Genomic DNA, 20,204 nt, shown 5'->3' with positions numbered 1-20,204 from the left:
TGGGCTACTAGGGTCGCGTGCGAGCGTTCACGAAAATTTGCCCTTGAACCTCTAGCCACTAGAAGTTCTATCTAGTCACCGAGAATGTATATCGTTCTTGCCATTGATCGCCGGTGGGAACCGAAAGGGTACGACATGCTGACAAGACGACACTTTATTCAAACGACAACAGCGCTATTTTCTGTGACTGTTGCCAACCCTGTGTTTGCCGATAGCTGGCCCACCGAGGCGCAGAAGGCTGAATGGGACGCGCAAGTCAGCCCGCCCGGCTTCGATCCGGCCACGTCAAACCCTTGGGGACTACACCCACGTTTCTTGCCTCAGCGTGTGGACGCGAAGGACGGCCTCGTGCCGGGAGACATCCATGTCGATGCGGTCGCGCGGTATCTCTACCACATTGAGGAGGGTGGAACCGCGATGCGCTACGGCGTGGCGATCGCGCGGGGCAACCTCTACGAGCCAGGTGTTTATAACATCAAGCGCAAGGTCAGGTGGCCGCACTGGACGCCGACACAGAACATGATCGAGCGGGATCCCGAAAACGCAAGATGGGCCGACGGGATGGAACCCGGCCCTCAAAACGCCTTGGGATCGCGGGCGCTCTATCTCTATGTCGGAGATCGCGACACCTATCTTCGGATACACGGCACACCCTATCCGAGAAGCATCGGAGGGCGCGCGAGTTCGGGTTGCGTACGGATGGTTATGGCACACATCAACGAGCTTTATCCGAACGTCGAGATTGGATCGACAGCACATCTTTATTCGGCTGAGGACAGTGTTACCGCGAGAAGTTGAATGAGGTAATTAGCTTTGAGCGAAATGATGTGACGTGCGGGTCGTCGTCACGCTTCCCGCGCGACGCAGATCGGATTGCCGTTCGCCGTGCGCAGCGGCAGCAAGGCCGTTTCAACGGGGCCGCTGTGTTCGTACCAGTAGCACCCGTCTTCCGGCACCAAGCGCGCGGTTGCAACATCCTGATCCGGGGCAGCCATTGCAATCACAGCTTCGGGAACGTTGCCCGGCTGGTCTGCCGAGTCGCCCGATCCAGTCGGCTGGATTGCGCACCCGGCCGTAAGCGACAGCGCCACTGCAAACATTATTTTTTGCTTCAGCATCAAAACCCGCATCAAGCTTCCTTTCGTGTCTGTTTTTCTTTGCATCGGCTTTTCATGCCTCAAGGCGTGATGGAGCCGGTCGCCGCATCCTCTAGCAATAAAACAAACTGAAATACCACCGTATTTTGCTCTTGAAGCTCTAGCCACTGTAGGGGCTATGTCATGGTAAAGCACCCGAATCCAGAGGTCCATTCATGCCGTCCGACACCCATCGTCACGACCACGATCACGCCGAAGATGCCCAGACAACCGGCGGCAGCTGCTGCGGGGGCGCCGGAACGTGCGGCGACATCGTTCCGACGACGCCCGCGCCAACGGGCGGGCGCAGTTTTCAGGTGTCCGGCCTTGATTGCGCCGAGGAGGTCGCGATCCTGAACAAGGTGGTTGGCCCGAAGATCGGCGGGGCCGAGCATCTCGCGTTCGACGTGATCAATGGACGGATGACTATTCTCGACAGCGCCAAGAGTGTATCGGACGGCGAAATTGCAGAACTGGTCGCAAGCACCGGCATGACCGCCAAGCCCTGGGATGCCGAAAACGCGTCGGTCGACCAGGCGGCCCATCTTGCACGCCAGCGGCTGTATACGGCGCTCAGTGGCGGCTTCTGGGCCGCGGGATTTCTGTGGCACATCATCGAGACCGGCATGGGGGGGGCACTCGGCCTCTTCGCAGGGCACGGCGAAGCGCCGATGCCACGGGTCGAGGCAGGGCTATTCGCGGTTGCGATCCTGTTCGGTGTCTGGCTCGTGGCACCCAAGGCATGGTCGTCCGCACGGAGACTGTCGCCCGACATGAACCTGCTGATGGTGGTCGCGGTGGCCGGTGCCATAGGGCTTGGCGAATTCTTCGAGGCGGCGACGGTTGCGTTCTTTTTCTCGCTCTCGCTCTACCTCGAAAGCTGGAGCGTCGGGCGTGCGAGGAATGCGGTCTCGGCGCTCTTGGACCTTGCACCACCGACGGCGCGCGTGATCCGCGAAGACGGAAGCGAGGCCGACGTTCCGGCGGCCCAAGTCGCCGTAGGCTCAAGCTTCATAGTACGCGGTGGCGACCGTATCCCGCTCGATGGTGAGGTGACGGACGGCGCCGGCGCGGTCGATCAGGCGCCAATCACCGGAGAGAGTGCGCTGGTCCCAAAGGAACGAGGCGACGAAGTCTATGCCGGTACGATCAACGGCGAAGGCACACTGACGGTGCGCGCCACGAAGGCCGCCTCGGACACCGTGTTGGCCAAGATCATCCGCATGGTCGGTGACGCCCATGCCCGCCGCGCGCCCGTGGAGCAGTGGGTGGCGAAATTCGCCCGCATCTACACGCCTATCGTCATGGCTCTCGCCATTGCAATTGCCCTGCTGCCGCCGCTCATTTTCGGGGGGGCCTGGGATTATTGGTTCTACAATGCACTCGTTCTGCTGGTGATCGCCTGCCCGTGTGCTCTGGTCATCTCGACACCGGTCTCCATCGTCGCGGCGCTCACCGCTTCGGCGCGGGCGGGCGTACTCATCAAGGGTGGTGCCTATGTCGAGGCACCGGGTCGGACCACCGCGCTGGCCATGGACAAGACCGGCACAATCACAATGGGCGAGCCCGAAGTGGCGGCTGTGCATCCGCTGGGCGGGGCTTCGGCGCAAGATCTGATGACCCTCGCCGTTGGGCTGGAGGCACGTTCCTCGCATCCCTTGGCGCGCGCCATTCTCGCGCGGGCAGAAGCCGACGGCATCAAGGTATCCGCCGCGGAAGATACCCGAACCGTTCCGGGCAGGGGACTTGAAGGACGCACAGACGGCCGGTCGATCTGGCTGGGGTCGGACCGGTTTGCCGAGGAGAAGGGTTTCGGCGACGCCATTCCGAAGGATTTGCGCGACCGCATCGAAGGGGCTGGCAGCACCCTTGTTGCCGTGGGCGACGACACCGGTGTCACCGGCATCCTGGAATTGCGCGACCGTATCCGCCCGGATGCCAAAGGCATCGTGGCGCAGCTTCACGCGCAGGGTGTGAAGACCATCGTCATGCTGACCGGTGATAACGAGCGGACAGCGCGCGCTGTTGCAGCCGAGGTCGGCATCGACGAGGTCCGTGCCGAGCTTCTGCCCGAAGACAAGGTGACTGCCATCGAAGAACTGGTCGAAACGCATGACATGGTGGCCATGATCGGCGACGGGGTCAACGACGCCCCGGCCATGGCGCGCGCGCATTACGCCATCGCAATGGGTGCCGTTGGTTCGGACGCGGCAATCGAGACGGCGGATATAGCCCTGATGACCGACGATCTCGGCAAGGTGCCTTGGCTGATCGGTCATTCGCGCCGGACAATGTCGATTATCCATCAGAACATCGGTATTTCCTTGGCGACCAAGGGCGTTTTCGTCGTCGCTACCGCTTTCGGAGTGGCATCGATGTGGGGCGCTATTGCAGCCGATGTAGGAGTGTCATTGCTGGTGGTGGCCAACGCCCTGCGCCTGCTGAACAGCCAAGAGGCCAAGGCGCCGCCGTCCGGCGGTGAGCAGGTTGGCGAAGGCTTGGCCAAAGGGGCGCTGGCACATGGTCATTGAACTGGGAGAACCCGGAAAGGAGCCGAGACGAGACATGAGCGTGAAGGGCAGGATGATGTGTCCGGTTTGCGAGGTGCCCTTGAGCATGACCGACCGCCAGGGGATCGAGATCGACTTCTGTCCCGATTGCCGGGGTGTCTGGCTAGACCGGGGCGAACTGGACAAGATCATCGAGCGTTCGGCACCCGATGTGGCGCCTCAGCGGGTGCCTGAGCCGCGCGGCTACGACGATGATCGCGGCTACCGGCGCGGAAAGCACGGCGGCGGCGACGGCAAGCACGGCTATCGCCGCAAATCCTGGCTTCACGAGTTGTTCGATTAAGGCTTGCCGTGGCCTCCCTGCCGGTCGCCCTCAAGGCGCTGCGGTAGGCCCGCAAGGCATTCAGCGGTGAGCAGGTTGGTCCAGAGATGGCAAAGGCCGCGCTTGCCCACGGACATTGATCACGCAGCATTTGCAAGGTAACGTATTGTCCATATCAGACCTCACGAAAGAGGCATCGAGCAGTGAAAACCATCCGATTTCCCCGCCGCGCCGTCCTGTTGGGCGGGTTGGCAGCGTTTTTGTCTGGCTGTGCCAGCAAGTTCCGCAGCTATGGCGGACCCGAGGTGACCCGTGTTCGGCTTTACAAGGGGCAGCGTTTGCTTGTTCTGGACGGAGCCGATCGCGTATTGCAAACCTATCCGGTCGGGCTGGGTTTCGCTCCTGAGGGTCACAAGCAATTCGAGGGAGACGGCCGGACCCCTGAGGGCGCTTACGTAGTCGATAAGCGCAACCCCGAAAGTACGTATCATCTTTCGGTTGGCATCTCCTATCCGAATGAGGCCGACATCGCCTTTGCTGAAGCGCAGGGCCTTTCCCCCGGCGGCGACATCTTCATCCATGGTGGTCCACGCCCAGGCATCGACCCAACGGACGTCCGCGACTGGACAGCTGGCTGCATCGCGGTCACAGATCGGCAGATCGAGGACATCTATGCAATGGTGAAAGACGGAACACCGATCGACATCTACGCCTGATGGGAGGAGATGATCTTCCGTCAAATCAGGCAAATCGTCGGCACAGGGCCACGTTGATCGCTTCGATGGCGATCACGGCCAAAGTGACGCTCGCCGCCGTGGGCCAGCGCAAGCACCCGGTACGCTTAAGGACACTACAATATGTGTCCAGCCGTGGCAGTGGCGAAACAGGCGGGCCCTAGCGGGGAAGAATACGTCTGGTATCATGTCGAATTCAATCTATCCGAGGGCATAGACGATGGTCACGACGGTAATCATGACAACCATGAACATGGCGAATGCGCCAAGGGCGAGGGTACGGCCCATGTCCCGGTTCGGCTTCTCTACTTTCAGACGCAGTTCCTCCGCGGTTTCCGGAAACTCGAGCGCCGCCGCATTCGATTGGCGCATCAGGTCGTAGCGGGACGTCCAGCGCCGTTCCTCCGCCGCGTTCCAGCCGTTCAGCACCAGGATGATTGCCACGATGAGAACCATCGACGACGGGACCCAGATGACGTAGCCGCCGATTGTCTCGTCAGCCAGGGCGCGAAGTCGACCACCGCTCGCTGCGATGATTTCTGATCCATAGAGGGGCACCTCCTTGAGCGTTGTCAGGGAGCCCAGAAAGATGTTGGAAACGATCACCACGAACCCTGACATCAGTCGAGCACCGCGCCGCGCTCCTTCAGGCGGATCACGCGGATCGAACAGCATAGCAAAGTACCAAAGCCCCGCCAGCACCATAGACAGATGTGCCAGCGCTTCCATCGCCGCAATACGTTGTGTAAGGGCGTAGATCATCGGGATCTGCCAGACGAAAAGCGCGCCAATCAACAGGGAGGTGGCAGATGCAGGAAGCGCCAAGAATCGCGGGATGCGCGCACGCCCAATCGCGGCAAGGCGTCGGCGCCATTCCCTTTTCAATCCGGCTTGAAGGCCAAGCCAGGGCTGAGAAACCGCGATAAGAAGCGGTCCTACCAGTCGCAGAAGAAGATGCTCGACCTGATGTACAGAAAACAGACTGTGCCCCAACGGCGGGAGCGGCCCATTCGTCGCGACGAGGACGACCGCGAGGCCGACAAAGAAGACGGTTCGACGCCAGCCAGAAACCCTTCCGAGACAGCGAACGTGTATTTTGAGCCCACGCAAAAACAGCCATGCTGTAAGGCCGACAACAATGAGCGACACCGGTGACAGCTCATCGCCGAAAGGGTCGTAAAGAAAGAAGAGGTTCGTGATCATTCGCTCTGGCCCTCGCTCATCCGAGGACTGTCCGAGGTAGCCGGTGTGAGTCGCGAGATCCCGGAAGCGCCGCCACGGGCCAGTGACAGATCGGTCGACATGGCCAGGTATTCGCCTCGTATCCAGGAGGGAAAGAGATTGTCGTAGAATCGAGATAGCGGATGTCCCGACTGTCCGGTGGGCGAGATGTAGTATGATCCCGCTGCTTCCGATATCGACATGACCGCCTGAAAATTGCTTCCGGCACTCACAAGGAATGGACGGTCTTCTTCGACACCAAATGATGTCAAGAATAGCGTATACGGATCGCCTGAAATCGGCGCTTGAAGGGACAGCAGGTCGGTCAGCAACCCACGTGAACTGATTGGCGACCACTGCATGTCCAATCTATGCTCCTCCCCCCAGGTCCACGTCGAGGGATCGCGCCCATATCGATCGACCAGCCAGCCAAGGGCATCATCCAGGGCCACGCGAACCTGCTCCTCACATGTCTCGCGAGGTGAGGATAGGCGGATGTCGCACCAGATCGCGCTACCGCGACGATCGCTGAGTACCGCATAAAGAAAGTTTGGGTTCGGACGGGTCCAGAGTTGCTCCGCTGTCGGAAACTCGTCCTTCAAAATGCGCTGCTGCAAAGCCCGGACCCAGGTCCAGAACAGCAGAGGTTCCGGTGAATAGCGATCCATTTCGCCATTCCACGAGGCAAGCCTGTCCAGAAGCTCACGACGAAGGCTGTCCGCATCGGTGCCTTCGATGCTGTCTCTGGACTGCACGAACCAAAGCTCTTTCGCCATCAGGGGCAGGAGGGTTCGCGCCACGGAACTTACGGTGTCCCTTTGAACACCGATGGCGCCTTCCGTCGAGAAGATCGATTGCCGCGCTTCAAGCTCCGCCAGTCGAATGTCGCGAAAAGACGACGCCCGTACGGCCTCCGCTCTTGGCCATCGGGCAACGGTCTCTCGGTCAATGGTCAATACCTTCATGCCCTTCGGCAACATGTCTGCGGCAACTCCGATGGCATCGGTCGCATCGGCCGAACGCGCGAACAGCTCCAGCATCGTCAGGAAACCTGCCGCCCGCACGTGTGACGGCCCCCTTGGTGCCTCCTCGTCTGGCACGGGAAATGACCGGAAGGCCCAGGCGACGCGCGCATTGCGACCTACAATAACGAAAGGTACGCCCGGTATTGTGGCCCCTATGGCCGGCCCTGTCGAAAATTGAAGATCTGCGAGATACCATTCCGAGGGAAGCGACAGGGAACCGCTGATATCGGCGGCTAGAATTGGCGTTCCGGTCGCTGTTCGGTCGCCGTCGATCGCCCATGCATCAAGGCGCTGCTCCGGATCAGTCGCAAACAGTTCGGGCACTCTCAGGCGATCCGCCGGTATAATGGCACCTGATATACTCGGCATTCCTTCCCGTGCGCTTCCCGGTCGCAGGCCATTCAGGAAAGACCGGGCAATCCTCAGGCTATCGCCGGGTGTCCAGGCCGCGATCGACCGTTCGTCTGCGATCAGCAGCTCCGGAGAGCCTCGGCCACGCCCGCCTTCCGACACTAGCTCCAGCCACGCATTAACGCCGGCGGCATAGGATGCGAGCGCGTCTGAGACCGCTGGCTCAAGGTCCAAGATCTCATCCGATGGCCACGAAGCTTCCGCTTTTCGCCTTGCCCTTAACAGTTGACCGAGCCTGTCTTGGGCGTGAACGAAACCGATCGCGAAGTAAACATCCGCAGCGGAAGCTGCGGAGATGTGCGGGACTGCCGAAGAATCTCGCAGAATGTCGACCGGTCCGCCTAAGCCTGCGACCGTGAAGTCCTCGTCGTAATCGGGAACGGATGCGCTCAGCAGAAAATAGACCAACCCGGAACCAACCGATACCGTGATGCAGATTGCCAGAAACCCGTACAGCAATATGTTGAAAAGCCGTCTCATGTCGGTGCTGTTTCGAAACCCTTCTTAAAAAGGATGCGCAAGAGGACCACCGATATGAAATAGGTGAGAAGACCGAAGGCGATCGCCGAACTCGCCGCATACTGGAGGATATCCAGCCGGTTTCCTTTTCGGCGTCGCGCCAGATATCCACCCCAGATCGCACCCGCGACAATGCCCGCGATTACCAGCATGACTTTTTCTCCGTTCTTGTTCTCTTGTTGCACCGGTGTGTGCCGACCAGACCTGCAGCCAGTCCCACGGCCCAAGTAGTGAAGATGAGAGCCAGCAGCGCCCAGTCGCCGAAGCGCGCATAGAGCGTTGACGGATGAGCAGAGGGCAGAGCCGCATCTATGACACCGGTTTCTCCGTTGCCGAGCCGCGCGACGAGGTCACCGTTTGCGTCGATGATCGCGGAGATCCCTGTGTTTGCGGCCCGGACGATGGGAAGCCCTTCCTCGACAGCGCGCATGCGTGCGGAGGCGAGATGCTGCTCCGGTCCAATGCTGGTTCCGAACCAAGCATCGTTGGTCGCATTGAAAATCCAGTCCGGCCGGAACAGGTCGTCGACCACATGCCCTGGGAAGATGATCTCATAGCAGATCGCCACGGCGACCAGCGGCACACCCGGAAGCGCAAGCGTTCGCGGGCCCGGTCCGGGCGTAAAATCGCCCAGACCCGCCGTGAGCCGCTCGATGGGCAACCAGCCGCGGAATGGCACATATTCGCCGAAGGGTACGAGATGGTGTTTCGCGTATCCGGTCAGGATTTTGCCGGTATCGCCAAAAGCCTGGACCGTGTTGAAATATCGCATGCCATCATCGCTCGGTACACGGTCCGGCACTCCGGTGAGCAGCACGCTGCCGTCCGGTAACGCAGCGGCAATGCGGGCCCGCGCCTCCGTATCCTCATCGAGGAAACCCGGAAAGGCGGTTTCCGGCCAGAGAAGCACGTCGAAATCGCCGGGCCGGGTTGAAAGCTCAAGATAGCGCGCGAAGGTCGCCTCGCGGTTCTCGGGAGCCCATTTCTCCTCTTGTGGAATGTTGCCCTGGACGATGCGCAGGTCGACACCGGGTGGCTGTTGTGCATCCGACTGGAGGCGCAGCGTGCCGACAGCCCACATCGTCGCGATTCCGGCCAGCGCCATGAGCGAGATGGTCAATCGTTGCCGCCCGGACGCCATAGCAGCCGCGCCAGGGAGTACCGCGACGAACACGGTGAGAAAGCTTAGCCCATAGCTTCCGACCCAGGCGGCGGTCTGGCGAAGGGCGGCGTAGTCTACAAGTGCGTAACCGGCCAGGTTCCAGGGAAACCCTGTCAGAACGTGACCACGCAACCACTCGGCCACGGTCCAGGAGGTCGCGAACAGGAGGCAGGCCAAGAGACTGCCCATGGCTCCGCGCCGCGCGATTTCGGCAAAAAGCGCAGCGGCAATGGCTGGGAAAATCGCGAGACCTGCGGACAATCCCGCGACCGCCGGAATCGCCATCGTCCCAAACCGCTCGGCCTCGACGTAGAAACTTTCCGCGATCCACCAAATCCCGAAACCGAACTGGCCGAGACCAAACGCCCAGCCGACGAGGAAAGCGCGCCCGAAGGAGAGATCGCGAAGCCCGACAAACAACGCGGAATAGGCAACGGGAACGAGCAGGAGAATCGAAAGAGGCGGGAAAGTCAGAACGGTCATCGCCCCGGCGGCGAAACCAAGCGTCATCCGCGAAAGAAAACGGTGGCGCAGAGCGATGCGGTTCAGAATTTCCGGCTTCACGACTTGATCGAACGCCGCGCGCTGATCCATGGCGCGGCGAGCAAGAGCCCCACGCCACTGACGACAAATACATCGGCCAAGTTGAAGGCAGGCCAATGTGTTGTGCCAATGTAGAAATCGAGAAAGTCTGTTACAGCCCGATACCGCACACGATCGATGACATTGCCCAGGGCTCCGCCAATGATCGCACCGTAGGCAAGCGTTTCCACCGCATTGTCGGCGCGAAACAGCATAACCCCCAGCCAAACACAGATGGCAAGAGCGAGAGCGATGAGGCTCCACCACGGCGCGCCGCCCAACATCCCGAAAGTCACGCCGTCATTACGATAAAAGACGAGGATGAATCCCGGAAACACGGGAATTCCGGCGCTTAAAGTGACGGCATTCGCAACGACAATGGCTTTGGTGATCTGATCGATCGCGAACGCAGCAAGTGCTGCGAAGACGCCGATCATCGGAGATACCTTGTTTAGTGACATTGCCTCATCCCAACCAGACATCAAGGAACAGCATCAGAACGAGCCCGACTGCGAGACCGAGCGTCGCCCTGTTCTGATGGCCGCTGCGATGGGTTTCGGGGATGATTTCGTGGCTAATGACGTAGAGCATTGCGCCCGCGGCAAAGGCCAGACCCCATGGAAGCAGCGGTTCCGACAGTGTGATGATGCCGGCCCCGAGCAAACCGCCAATCGGCTCGACCATGCCCGTCAGCGCCGCGATGCCCCAGGCGCGCAGCTTCGGATATCCCTCGCCCAGCAGAGATACAGCGACGGCCAATCCTTCGGGCGCATTCTGAAGCCCGATGCCGATGGCGAGCGGCAGACCGCCCTCCATACCTCCGGATCCGAAGCCGACCCCCACGGCAAGGCCTTCAGGGAAGTTGTGGATCGTGATCGCAATGATGAACAACCAGACCCGCCGCAAAGACGCCGCTTCGGGCCCTTCGCGTCCCGTCTTGAAGTGCTCGTGCGGCAGCTTTTCGTTCATCAGGGCGACAGCCCCCATGCCCAGAAGAATCGAAACGCATACGATGGCCGCAGGCATCGCGCCGTTTTCGAACATCGGCTCCGCCGCATCCAATGCCGGGATGATCAGCGAAAAGAAAGAAGCGGCGAGCATCACACCGGCAGCGAAGCCGAGCGACAGATCGCGTGTGGCCCGAGACGGGATGCGCCCGAACAGCACGGGAACTGCTCCGACTGCTGTGAGCGATCCGGCGGCAAGACTTCCGAGAAAGCCGAGCATTATCGGAGACAAATTTTCCATGGGCGGGCCAGATTATCCTTCGGCGTAGCTCGAAAAGACTTCCGTCGACCCGTCCTTGCGGATGAGGAAGACATCATAGGCCTCGCGGTCGTCTTCTGGCCCCATGCCGGGCGAGCCATAGGGCATCCCCGGAACAGCGAGGCCGACGGCGTCCGGGCGCTCCTCGAGAAGGCGGCGGATGTCAGCGGCCGGTACATGGCCCTCGATCACGTAGCCGTCAATGAGCGCGGTGTGGCAGGAGACCATGCGCTGCGGCACGCCGTTGTCTAGCTTGAAGCGCACGAGAAGCCCGCCGAACATGTCCTGGCCGGTCGGCACAAACCCGTTCTCTTCGAGATGTTTCATCCACGAGAGGCAGCAGCCGCATCCGTTGGTCTTGCGGACGTCGATCGCCGTTGCCTCTGCGAGGGCCTGGGCCGCTGGGAACAGGGCGAGCGTGATGGCAAGAACTTGTGTCATGCGTTTCATGGGTCAGAGCCTTTCGGTTGTCGTTTTGGCAATCTCGCTGCCGAGGTTTTCATTCAGAAGCGCCCGCGCCTCGGCCAGACGCGAGAGCGCGGCGGTATCATCCGCATCGCTCTCGGCCGCTTCGGCGAGCCGGTCGTCAGAGAGGGGGTCAGTCGGGCGCCCATCCACGAGCACCTCATAGTGCAGGTTCGGACCTGTCGCCGTGCCAGTCGCGCCGACGCGGCCGATCACGTCTCCCGCCGCAACGCGTTGGCCTTGTGCCAAGTCTTCCGGCACGGCGCTCAGATGCGCGTAGCGCGTCATGGTGTCGGAGCCGTGCAAGATTTCGACCACGCGACCATATCCGCCGCGCCAGCCGATGAAATTGACCCGCCCCGGTGCCGTCGCTTGAACCGGTGTCCCACGTGCCGCTGCAAAATCGACGCCGGTGTGCATCCGGACGTTGCCAAAGACCGGATGCGTGCGGCGCCCGAACACCGAGCTGAGGCGCGCACCCTCGACCGGCTGTGCGAAGACGCGCAGCACCTCGCCATCGACGTAGATCGTCGCCTGACCGCTGCCGTCGTCAGGCCATACGATCTCGTAGAGCGAACCGCCGATGTCCAGTGCGGCGAAGGCGAGTTCGGGCTGTCCGATCCTGTCCTCGCCGACCCGCGCCTCACGCCAGAGAAGCCTTAGTGTTTCGCCGCCGGCCATCTCGCGGCGGAAATCCACGGTCCCTCCCAGCATCTGCGCAAGGTCCACGGAAAAACGGGCGGGTATGCCGGCTTCGTCGAGTGCCGCGAAGATCGAGCTGTCGATCACGGCTTCGCCGGCAAGGGTTACGATCTCCGGATCCGGAGCCACGACCTGTGTGGACAACTGCTCGCCGAAAACCACCTCGATCCGAACCCCGTCCTCGACGGCGAGTGAGACGGTGCGGGGGCTGCCGTCCATGGTCGAAGCGACAGTGACCGAGTGCCCCGGCCGCAGCCGTCGCAGATCGTATTCCGCACCAAGCGCGAGGGCAACTTCGGCTCTATCAGGTGCCGCAAGACCGGCCTCTGACAGCAAGAAATCGAGCGTTTCGCCCGGAGCAATGTCGCGCGACCACGTCGACAGGGGTGGCTCGATCGCTTGCACCGGCCTGTCGGCAAACGCGGCCTGCAGAAGGGGCAGCGGGCTGAGGTCGGGTGCATCGTCTGCCCATGCCGCCGCGGGCAGCGTCACGGGGATGTCAACGTTCTGGGGGGCTTCAGGACCTTGGGGCATCCAGCTACCTGCCTGGGCAAGTTCCGGCGGCACGGGTTCTTTCGACATGGAATCAGAGATGGCGATAGCCGCTCCCGAAACCGTCCCCGCAATTGCGACACAAGCCGCCAAAGTTCTGAGCCTCATGTCGCCCCCTCCATTTCTTCTTCCAGCGCGCGGCGGATCTTCGGCACCGCGAATTCTTTGGGCTCGTGATAGTCGATCATGGTGACGAATCGCCCAGAGGCTGCGAACAGGAAGACGCTCGCGGTGTGGTTCATCGTGTAATCGCCGCTCTCCGCCGGTACTCGCTCGTAGGTGGCGCGGAAGCCGTCCGCGACGCGCGCTATCTGCTCTTCCGGTCCCGTCCAGCCGCGGATCGCCGGATGGAAGTAGCCGACATATTCGGCCATCGTTTCGACAGTGTCGCGCTCGGGATCGACCGTGATGAAAACCACGTTCATCTCGTCGGCCTCGTCTCCCAGATCGTCGAGCCATCCCGAAATGTCAGAAAGCGTGGTCGGGCAGACATCGGGACAGTAGGTGAAGCCGAAGAACGCCATCGTCGGGCGACCGATCAGGGTTTCCGGCCCGACCGCGTTGCCCTCATGATCCGTCAGACGGAAGTCCATCTCGGTAAGGGTCACAGGCCGCTGCCCGACAGGTGCGGGTGCACCGGGTCCGTCGACCCGCCACCAACCGACGAAGAGCATCAGGGCGACCACCCCGACACCAGCCGCGCCGTACCCCAGGATCGCCCGTCGCTGCATCAGTCCTCTGGCCCCCGCGCGGCGATGCCGAGGATCGGAACCTCGACCGTCACTTCGCCTCCGTCGTCGAAAAGCAGTGTCAGCGGAAAAGTGTCCCCTTCCGTCATTGGTTCTTGCAGCCGCATCAGCATTGCGTGCAGGCCCCCCGGTTCGAGCGCGATGCTCTCGCCCGGGGCGATCACGATCTCCCCCGCCGGGCTCATGGAGCTCACACCTTCGGCATTGGTCTTCGTCTCGTGAATTTCGGGCATCATCGCGAGCGGTGTTGCAAGGCCGATCAGCGTCACCGGCTCGTCGCCGGTGTTGCTTATCGTCATGTATGCGGCCCCGGGGCGGTTCATCCCGATAGAGGCGCGGGACCACGCGTTCTCGACGACAACATCCTCGGGTCCGGCCAGCGCGGGCACTGAGAGCCCTCCTAGGGTCAAAAGCGCAGTCAATGTGCCGGTCAAAATATGCTTTTTCATCGTTTTGATCCTGTCTTTTCCATTCAGCTTTGCGCGGAAGCGACTTCGGCAGCCACCAGACGACGCAATTCTGCCTCCCCGAACGGATCGAGCGGCTTGCCGTTCACGAAGAATGTGGGCGTCTGGCGAACTCCCACGGTCTCGACGTCAGCACGATCCTGGTTCAGGATCGCCACGACATCGGGTGCCAGCACTTGCGTGCGCGCGGCCTCGGCATCGAGTCCGACCGTGGCGGCGATCTGAAGGATCAGGCCGGGCTCCGGGGCACCGTGCGACGCCCATCTCGGCTGTTCCCGCAGAACGGCCTCAAGCACCGGCTCGTAAACGTCCTGCATGCGCGCCGCCTCGAGCACACGGATGGCTTCCTCGGATGCCGCGCCGTGGAAGGGCGTGTAGCGGATCACGACGCGGACAGCATCCCCATGTTCGGCCATGATGTCCTTCACGATGGGATGAAAGGCGCGACAGGCCTCGCAGGCCGGATCGAAGAATTCGACGATCGTGACGGGCGCATCCGCAGGCCCGAGGATGGGCGAGTAGGGGCGGATCATCGCCTCCGCAAGTTCCGGAGCAACGGGCTCCGCTTCGGCCACTGGGCCGGGGCGGATTGCAAACCAGGTGGCTCCGCCGAAACCGGCGGCGCCGAGGGCAAGAACGGACAGGATCAGGCCGCGTCGATTCATGTTCGTGTGTCCTTCAATGAAAGGGCCGACAGCGCCCCGATCAGCGCGAAGGCGGCGAGCGCCATCAGCGGGATAGGGATGCCGACGACCAGTTGGTTGTCATCGGTGCAAGAGGGGCCGGTGGCCGTGCAGGGCTGGACGCGTTCGGGAACAAGACCGACGTACAGCCCCATGTGCCAGAGGGCGATTGCGCCGCCGCCAAGCGCCAATGCGATGCCGTAGCGCCCCACGCGGCCGTCCCGCCACCAAAGACCGAGCCCGAGGACAATGGCCAAGGGGAACATGAAGGCGCGCTGGAACCAGCACAGCACACAGGGCGTCTGCCCCAGCACCTCGCCGATGAAAAGCACGGCAAGCGAGGCGACGAGCGCGATGATCCACGCCAGCCCGAGGGCTGTTTCTCCGGACATACGGTTCATGTCGGTCAGATCCTCTCTTCCAGATCGGCGAGGATCTCTTCGGCGGAGGTGCCGTAGGGCCACGAGTCGGCGAAGCCCGCGTCGGGATCGAAGAGGAACAGATGCGACGTGTGGCCCATCGTGTAACCATCCGGCGCCGCAGCCTCTTCGACGCGTTCGAAGAAGATCGGAAAGGTCTCGGATGTGGCGGCGATCTGTTCCGGCGTGCCGGTCAGCCCGATGATGCCCGCATCGAACAGCGGGACGTATTCGGCGAGTGCTGCGGGCGTGTCTCGTTCAGGGTCGATTGTTATGAAAATCGGCTGGACCTTGGCGGCATCGTCGCCCAGACCGTCCATCACCGCCGCGACCTCGGATAGGGTCGTCGGGCAGACGTCGGGGCAGTTGGTAAAGCCGAAAAAAACCAGCATCCAGCGCCCCGCAAAGTCCTCCTCGGTTTGAACCATACCCTGGTGGTCCGTCAGTTCGAACTCAGCGAAAAAAGGCGGTTCGGCGTCGGTTCGGGCGCTATCGGCACGATAATCGGACCATAGCAAAAGCCATATGAAGGCAAGCGCTGCCACGCCTGCCAAAACCCAAAGAAACTTCTGTGCCGATGTAAGGGACAATCCTGTTCGCCTGATTTTGATTCTTATTGCCTGTGCGGATACATCCTCTAGCTGCTAGAGGTTCAAGCACGAAATCATGGTATAGCTTGAACTCACGCGTCTGTGAATCCGACACTTGTTTATTCCGACGGCAAAACCTACACAAACTGTATCTTTTTCATGGAGGCGAAAATGCTCACGATCGGTACTCTGTCAAAGAAGACTGGCACAAAAGTGCAGACCATCCGGTACTACGAACAGATCGGACTCATGCCCGAACCTGGCAGGACCGAAGGCGGACAGAGGCGCTACGACAATGCACAGCTTGATCGACTGTCCTTCATCCGCCACTCGCGGCAACTCGGTTTCTCGCTCGATGCGATCCGCGAGCTGCTCGACCTCAGCGACCATCCCAACCGGCCCTGTGATGAGGCTGATGCCATCGCGCGTCGCCAGCTCAAACAGGTGGAGCAGCGCATGGCCCGCCTGAAGGCGCTGCGCACGGAACTGAAACGCATGGTTCACGAATGCAGCGGCGGGCGGACGGGAGATTGCAAGGTGCTTGAGGTGTTGCGGGACCATTCGGAATGCTTGACCGAGCACGAGGAAATCGGGGCCTGAAGGAAGTCAGCCAACATTCCGGTTGGAACGCAGATTAGCCGCAGAAGTTAATGTGTCGTACAACACAAGCTGGAGCCACAAAATGGTCGCTAGACAAGATTCAATGGAGAGACGGACGCTTTGGATCGTTCTGGCGCTCAATATCGGTTTGGCCGTGGCCTTTTTCGCAACAGGCGCCTTCGGCGACTCAAGTGCCCTGATCGCCAACGGGCTCGATAACCTCTCCGACAGCTTCGTCTACGCGATCAGCCTTTTCGCTTTGTCCCGATCCGCCAAATGGAAACGCGGGGCGGCGAACGTTTCCGGCGGGCTGCTGATCCTGTTCGCTGCAGGCATCCTCTACGATGCGTGGCGCCGCTACATCGGTGGGTCAGATCCGCTCGGGACGATCATGATTGCAATGGCCCTGATCGCGGCGGCTATCAACGCAGTCTGCGTTTGGCTGCTCGCTAAGCTCAAAAATCCAAACGTCAATATCCGCGCGGCCAACACCTTCAGTTACAACGATTTCGCCGCGAACCTCGGGATCGTCGTGGCCGGTGGCCTCGTCGCTTGGCTAGGAACCAACTGGCCGGACCTTGTCGTCGGTGTGATCGTCGCCGGGATCGCGGCCTGGGGCGGTATCGACATCCTGCGCGACGCACACGGCGAACACCACAAAGCGGTTCACACGGACAAATAGTTGCGGGAGATTCTTTCTGAAAGAAAGGATTGAAGCTATAGTGACTATAGCAATTAGTCTTGTTCCAAGACGATTCGAGGAGCGACCCGTTGCAGATGACCGACCCCCTACTTGTACCCACAAAACTACTGGATTTTGATGCCGCGCCTCTTGCGCGTCTAATTGAGAACCGCAGCTGGCGCGGCTTATCCGAATACGATCGGATCGGAGCTGCCTATGATTTCGTTCGGAATGAAATCGCGTTCGGATACAATCGAGCTGACGACATCCCCGCATCCGAAGTGCTTTCCGACGGCTATGGGCAGTGCAATACCAAAGGCACGCTCTTGATGGCGCTGCTGCGTGGTGTCGGCATTCGTTGCCGGTTGCATGGGTTTACGATCCACAAAGGCTTGCAGCGCGGTGTTGTCCCTGAGCTGGTGTATCCGCTTGCTCCGCAGGAAATTCTCCACTCATGGGTCGAGATCGAATTTCAAGGTGCCTGGATCAACCTTGAAGGCTTCATCCTGGATGACGCTTTCCTCGATGTCCTGCAAACGTCATTCTCGGACACAGAAAGTCTCTGCGGTTATGGCGCGGGCACGGATTGCCTTGGCGCGCCTCCCGTCGCCTGGAACGGAGAAGATACCTACATTCAGAAAACCGGCATTGTGCAAGATTTTGGCGTGTACGATACGCCGGACGCCTTCTATTTGTCCCATGAGCAATCCTTTGGGTGGCTGCGTGGTGCCCTTTACCGTCATATCATCCGCCACTGGATGAATGCGCGCGTACGTGGTTTCCGCAGCGGCCGCCTCAAGACTGACCGACGCGCGACACACGCGCATGAGGAGCCTGCCAATGCCGCATGACCACGGGCACGCGCATATCGATCCGGATTCTGGCGATCGGCGGGTTGCCATCGCGATCTGGGCGAACGGGCTTCTTACCGTTGCGCAAATCGTCGGGGGCATATTGTCGGGCAGCCTGGCACTGATCGCCGATGCGCTGCACAACTTTTCCGATATGGCCTCGCTTGTCATTGCCTTCGCCGCACGCAAGATCGCGCGCCGCCCGGCCGATGAGCGCATGACCTTCGGCTATGGCCGGGTCGAAATCGTCGCGGCCCTGATCAACTACACCACCCTCATCGTGATCGGCTTCTATCTGATCTACGAAGGTGGCATGCGCATGATTGATCCACCCGAAGTCATGGGGTGGACCGTCGTCATTCTCGGTGGAATCGCGCTTGTGGTCGACACGCTGACCGCAATGCTGACCTATTCGATGCAGAAGGGGAGCGTGAACATCCGTGCGCTTTTTCTCCACAACCTTTCGGATGCGCTTGCTTCGGTCGCGGTTATCGTCGCTGGGTCGCTGATCATCCTTTACGACATGCGTTGGGTCGATCCTGCCATCACCATCGGCATCGCGACCTACATCCTGTATCTGTCTTTCACTGAAATAGGCGGCCCAATCCGAACCCTGATGCTCGGGAGCCCGCCGGACATCGACAACGAGGCCGTCGTCGAAGCGATGCGGAAAGTCGAAGGCGTCGCCGACGTCCACCACGTCCATCTCTGGCAAATGCAAGAGCACGAGGCTGCGCTCGACTGTCATGTCGTCGTGGCAGCCGAGGGATGGTCGAAGATCGAAGAGATCAAGAGCGCGATCAAGGAGCGGCTGAAGGAAGAATTCGGCATCAGCCATTCCAGCCTCGAATTCGAGCACGAGGATCGCGCTCATCAGAACGCCGATCTCTACGGTCACGGCAACGCAAGTGAAAAGGAGAAGACCAATGTTCAAGGAAACGCTGACCGAGCGTGATGATGTCATCGGGCTCGTCTGCGAAGGCAAGTTGACGGAGACAGAATTCAAGTAAATGCACGCGCTGCTTCATGAGCGTCTTGGAACAACCGATAATCCGGGTCTGGTTCTCGACCTTACAAGTTTCGAGGGCTACGAAGAGCCTTCGGCGATGCTAGAAGATCTGAAGGTCGACACCGCCCACGCGAACGATTTCGGTCGCATAGCGGTTGTCGGAGAACGCAGATGGATGGAATGGGGCGCACGGGTGGTCAACCTATTGACGGGCTCCGAGATGCAGTGGTTCGAATCCAGCGATACCGAGTCCGCAATTGCGTGGGCGCGTGACGGGTAGCCAGCGATTCTGCAAGAAAAGGACTCTGGCCTGGAAATTGACATCACATCAGATGCTTCACGATTAATGGAGGAACGGAACGATCTAAATGTAGTCAGCAACATTTGTCTGCTCGGATGAAACAATCCGATGCAGTTTGATGTCGACTTTAGGCTGCATAATAAGTCCCTACGCGCTGAATTCTTCGAAATTTAACATAAACTTCACTATCGGAACTTGACATCTGTAGCGGGGCTTTCATGGACTCCAAGTCCGAGCAAGCGAAGCTACCGGGATATCTCCCCTTCCAGCACCGCTCGTCCGTGCACCGCCAAGGTTGCTGAAAACCTCTGGCACCCAAACTTGCGGATCACATCGAGTACCCGCGCTTCGTAGGCAGCGTGTCCGATCAAGCGACACAAGTCGGACGCGTGGAACTGGCGGTTCGCAGTTGGTGCGGCTTGCATCTGTCTCAGCAATTCGCGCTCTTTGGGATCCGTTATTGGTCTCGCGGGCGGCTTGACCGCGGGACGAGTTGGAGTTCCCCACGAATTTCGCCATCGGCGCATGAAGCCAAGCAGGAAGCCGGCCGGCACCCTGCCGTTGCCTCGGGACCGGTTGAAGGCAAGGAAGCGATCCCAGATGACCTGGGTGTCGATGTTCCAGCAGGGCAACGTGGCCTTCGCTGCTTTGATGAGCTCCGCCCAACTTGTCTGAAAAACGTTCGAACTCGTGGTGATATCGATCAGCCCTGAGAAGATAGTTTTGTTTTTATTATCTCTAGATAGTGATGTGTCGCCTTCACCTGACACGAGATCATGGGTTTCACTCTCCTCGTCGAAAGCGGAAAACCGAAAGATCCAGGGCGCGAACTTGCCATTCGGCTTCGCCCGCTCGAGCTGCAACTCCGAAGCCTCAAGTTCGCTCAGAAGAACCGCAAGATACTGCCGTGAGACACCCATCTTCTCCGCCAGGGCCGAGAGGGTGAAGGCTGCCGTTCCGCGCGACAAACCGTTGTAGCCATCCTTCCAGGCGATGGCATCGAGGATGAGGGTGGCAAGCTTGTGCGCTGCAACAGAGAGATTTGTCTGCGTGATCCGTCGCAGGATCAGGCCGGTCGTAGGTTCCATGGTCGAGGTCTCCTTGGAGATCCGACGCCATGTCGTGAGACAACAACATTCTTGCCAGCAAAACAACTTTGCTGGTTGCAGGTGCTTTAGCGGTGCGCTAGGAAACTCTTGTTCACGGAGTTTTCTAGCACGGCGTCAGGCTTCACGGTCTGGCGTCG

24 protein-coding genes are annotated in these 20,204 nt (G+C 60.5%); 9 read left to right on the top strand and 15 right to left on the bottom strand.

Annotated elements, in window-relative coordinates; translation table 11 throughout:
• The first annotated feature begins 135 nt into the window (after positions 1 to 135).
• Positions 136 to 798, top strand: coding sequence for a L,D-transpeptidase (locus tag B9A11_RS17245; RefSeq protein WP_058249030.1), 663 nt, complete (start codon positions 136 to 138; stop codon positions 796 to 798).
• A gap of 47 nt (positions 799 to 845) precedes the next feature.
• Here the strand turns inward: B9A11_RS17245 and B9A11_RS17240 are convergent, their stop codons facing one another.
• Positions 846 to 1,130, bottom strand: coding sequence for a hypothetical protein (locus tag B9A11_RS17240; RefSeq protein WP_058249029.1), 285 nt, complete (start codon positions 1,128 to 1,130; stop codon positions 846 to 848).
• A 182-nt stretch (positions 1,131 to 1,312) separates the two neighbouring features.
• Between B9A11_RS17240 and B9A11_RS17235 the strand changes: the two genes are divergently transcribed.
• The 3 genes from B9A11_RS17235 to B9A11_RS17225 all read left to right on the top strand — a co-directional run bounded on the left by B9A11_RS17235 (position 1,313) and on the right by B9A11_RS17225 (position 4,684).
• A complete protein-coding gene (locus B9A11_RS17235) occupies positions 1,313 to 3,667 on the top strand; it encodes a heavy metal translocating P-type ATPase (RefSeq protein WP_058249028.1) in 2,355 nt (784 codons plus the stop codon).
• 34 nt (positions 3,668 to 3,701) lie between these two features.
• Positions 3,702 to 3,989 (top strand): TFIIB-type zinc ribbon-containing protein, encoded by a 288-nt coding sequence (locus B9A11_RS17230; protein WP_009503851.1) that lies wholly within the window; start codon positions 3,702 to 3,704, stop codon positions 3,987 to 3,989.
• 182 nt (positions 3,990 to 4,171) lie between these two features.
• Complete coding sequence (locus B9A11_RS17225) at positions 4,172 to 4,684, top strand: L,D-transpeptidase family protein (RefSeq protein WP_040618649.1); 513 nt, start codon at positions 4,172 to 4,174, stop codon at positions 4,682 to 4,684.
• Between the two features lie 219 nt (positions 4,685 to 4,903).
• Here the strand turns inward: B9A11_RS17225 and B9A11_RS17220 are convergent, their stop codons facing one another.
• The 13 genes from B9A11_RS17220 to B9A11_RS17160 are packed head-to-tail and all read right to left on the bottom strand — an operon-like array spanning position 4,904 to position 15,479.
• Entirely contained in the window at positions 4,904 to 5,905 is a 1,002-nt protein-coding gene (locus B9A11_RS17220) for a cytochrome c oxidase assembly protein (protein WP_058249027.1), read from the bottom strand.
• Positions 5,902 to 7,839, bottom strand: coding sequence for a penicillin acylase family protein (locus tag B9A11_RS17215; RefSeq protein WP_058249026.1), 1,938 nt, complete (start codon positions 7,837 to 7,839; stop codon positions 5,902 to 5,904). The genes B9A11_RS17220 and B9A11_RS17215 overlap by 4 nt, the downstream gene beginning before the upstream one ends.
• Entirely contained in the window at positions 7,836 to 8,030 is a 195-nt protein-coding gene (locus B9A11_RS17210) for a hypothetical protein (RefSeq protein WP_058249025.1), read from the bottom strand. Before B9A11_RS17210 ends, B9A11_RS17215 begins: the two co-directional genes overlap by 4 nt.
• The gene (gene lnt / locus B9A11_RS17205; RefSeq protein WP_058249024.1) at positions 8,021 to 9,634 is read right to left on the bottom strand and encodes an apolipoprotein N-acyltransferase; all 1,614 of its coding nucleotides are present in this window, start codon (positions 9,632 to 9,634) and stop codon (positions 8,021 to 8,023) included. The genes B9A11_RS17210 and lnt overlap by 10 nt, the downstream gene beginning before the upstream one ends.
• Positions 9,601 to 10,059, bottom strand: coding sequence for a signal peptidase II (lspA, locus tag B9A11_RS17200; RefSeq protein ID WP_058249023.1), 459 nt, complete (start codon positions 10,057 to 10,059; stop codon positions 9,601 to 9,603). The genes lnt and lspA overlap by 34 nt, the downstream gene beginning before the upstream one ends.
• A 28-nt stretch (positions 10,060 to 10,087) precedes the next feature.
• The gene (locus B9A11_RS17195; RefSeq protein WP_038008344.1) at positions 10,088 to 10,870 is read right to left on the bottom strand and encodes a ZIP family metal transporter; all 783 of its coding nucleotides are present in this window, start codon (positions 10,868 to 10,870) and stop codon (positions 10,088 to 10,090) included.
• A 12-nt stretch (positions 10,871 to 10,882) separates the two neighbouring features.
• On the bottom strand, positions 10,883 to 11,338 hold the full coding sequence (locus B9A11_RS17190; protein ID WP_018001717.1) for a DUF411 domain-containing protein: 456 nt from the start codon (positions 11,336 to 11,338) through the stop codon (positions 10,883 to 10,885).
• Between the two features lie 3 nt (positions 11,339 to 11,341).
• Positions 11,342 to 12,715 carry a M23 family metallopeptidase gene (locus tag B9A11_RS17185; RefSeq protein WP_058249022.1) on the bottom strand — a complete coding sequence of 458 codons (1,374 nt, stop codon included), beginning with the start codon at positions 12,713 to 12,715 and terminating at the stop codon, positions 11,342 to 11,344.
• Positions 12,712 to 13,338 (bottom strand): SCO family protein, encoded by a 627-nt coding sequence (locus tag B9A11_RS17180; RefSeq protein WP_058249021.1) that lies wholly within the window; start codon positions 13,336 to 13,338, stop codon positions 12,712 to 12,714. The genes B9A11_RS17185 and B9A11_RS17180 overlap by 4 nt, the downstream gene beginning before the upstream one ends.
• Entirely contained in the window at positions 13,338 to 13,805 is a 468-nt protein-coding gene (locus tag B9A11_RS17175; RefSeq protein ID WP_058249020.1) for a copper chaperone PCu(A)C, read from the bottom strand. The genes B9A11_RS17180 and B9A11_RS17175 overlap by 1 nt, the downstream gene beginning before the upstream one ends.
• A 23-nt stretch (positions 13,806 to 13,828) precedes the next feature.
• The gene (locus tag B9A11_RS17170) at positions 13,829 to 14,488 is read right to left on the bottom strand and encodes a DsbA family protein (protein WP_058249019.1); all 660 of its coding nucleotides are present in this window, start codon (positions 14,486 to 14,488) and stop codon (positions 13,829 to 13,831) included.
• On the bottom strand, positions 14,485 to 14,907 hold the full coding sequence (locus B9A11_RS17165) for a disulfide bond formation protein B (RefSeq protein WP_043772523.1): 423 nt from the start codon (positions 14,905 to 14,907) through the stop codon (positions 14,485 to 14,487). Before B9A11_RS17165 ends, B9A11_RS17170 begins: the two co-directional genes overlap by 4 nt.
• Before the next feature lie 5 nt (positions 14,908 to 14,912).
• Positions 14,913 to 15,479 (bottom strand): SCO family protein, encoded by a 567-nt coding sequence (locus B9A11_RS17160; protein WP_058249018.1) that lies wholly within the window; start codon positions 15,477 to 15,479, stop codon positions 14,913 to 14,915.
• 207 nt (positions 15,480 to 15,686) lie between these two features.
• On the opposite strand from B9A11_RS17160, the gene B9A11_RS17155 reads away from it, so the two are divergent.
• The 5 genes from B9A11_RS17155 to B9A11_RS17135 all read left to right on the top strand — a co-directional run bounded on the left by B9A11_RS17155 (position 15,687) and on the right by B9A11_RS17135 (position 18,937).
• The gene (locus tag B9A11_RS17155; RefSeq protein ID WP_013959865.1) at positions 15,687 to 16,115 is read left to right on the top strand and encodes a MerR family transcriptional regulator; all 429 of its coding nucleotides are present in this window, start codon (positions 15,687 to 15,689) and stop codon (positions 16,113 to 16,115) included.
• 103 nt (positions 16,116 to 16,218) lie between these two features.
• On the top strand, positions 16,219 to 16,797 hold the full coding sequence (locus B9A11_RS17150) for a cation efflux transmembrane domain-containing protein (protein ID WP_009573601.1): 579 nt from the start codon (positions 16,219 to 16,221) through the stop codon (positions 16,795 to 16,797).
• A gap of 95 nt (positions 16,798 to 16,892) precedes the next feature.
• Positions 16,893 to 17,648 carry a transglutaminase-like domain-containing protein gene (locus B9A11_RS17145; protein WP_009573602.1) on the top strand — a complete coding sequence of 252 codons (756 nt, stop codon included), beginning with the start codon at positions 16,893 to 16,895 and terminating at the stop codon, positions 17,646 to 17,648.
• Positions 17,638 to 18,603: a cation diffusion facilitator family transporter gene (locus B9A11_RS17140; RefSeq protein WP_010138164.1), complete on the top strand. Its 966-nt coding sequence runs from the start codon at positions 17,638 to 17,640 to the stop codon at positions 18,601 to 18,603. Before B9A11_RS17145 ends, B9A11_RS17140 begins: the two co-directional genes overlap by 11 nt.
• A gap of 55 nt (positions 18,604 to 18,658) precedes the next feature.
• Positions 18,659 to 18,937 (top strand): SpoIIAA family protein, encoded by a 279-nt coding sequence (locus B9A11_RS17135; RefSeq protein WP_234988885.1) that lies wholly within the window; start codon positions 18,659 to 18,661, stop codon positions 18,935 to 18,937.
• A gap of 266 nt (positions 18,938 to 19,203) precedes the next feature.
• Here B9A11_RS17135 and B9A11_RS17130 read toward each other — a convergent pair whose 3' ends face one another.
• Positions 19,204 to 20,046: a hypothetical protein gene (locus B9A11_RS17130; protein ID WP_008336115.1), complete on the bottom strand. Its 843-nt coding sequence runs from the start codon at positions 20,044 to 20,046 to the stop codon at positions 19,204 to 19,206.
• Positions 20,047 to 20,204: the final 158 nt, after the last annotated feature.

Source organism: Tropicibacter naphthalenivorans (assembly GCF_900176475.1).
Lineage (GTDB): Bacteria > Pseudomonadota > Alphaproteobacteria > Rhodobacterales > Rhodobacteraceae > Tropicibacter > Tropicibacter naphthalenivorans.
The sequence above is the reverse complement of the archived record's forward strand: the minus strand, read 5'-3'. Positions and strand labels throughout refer to the sequence as shown.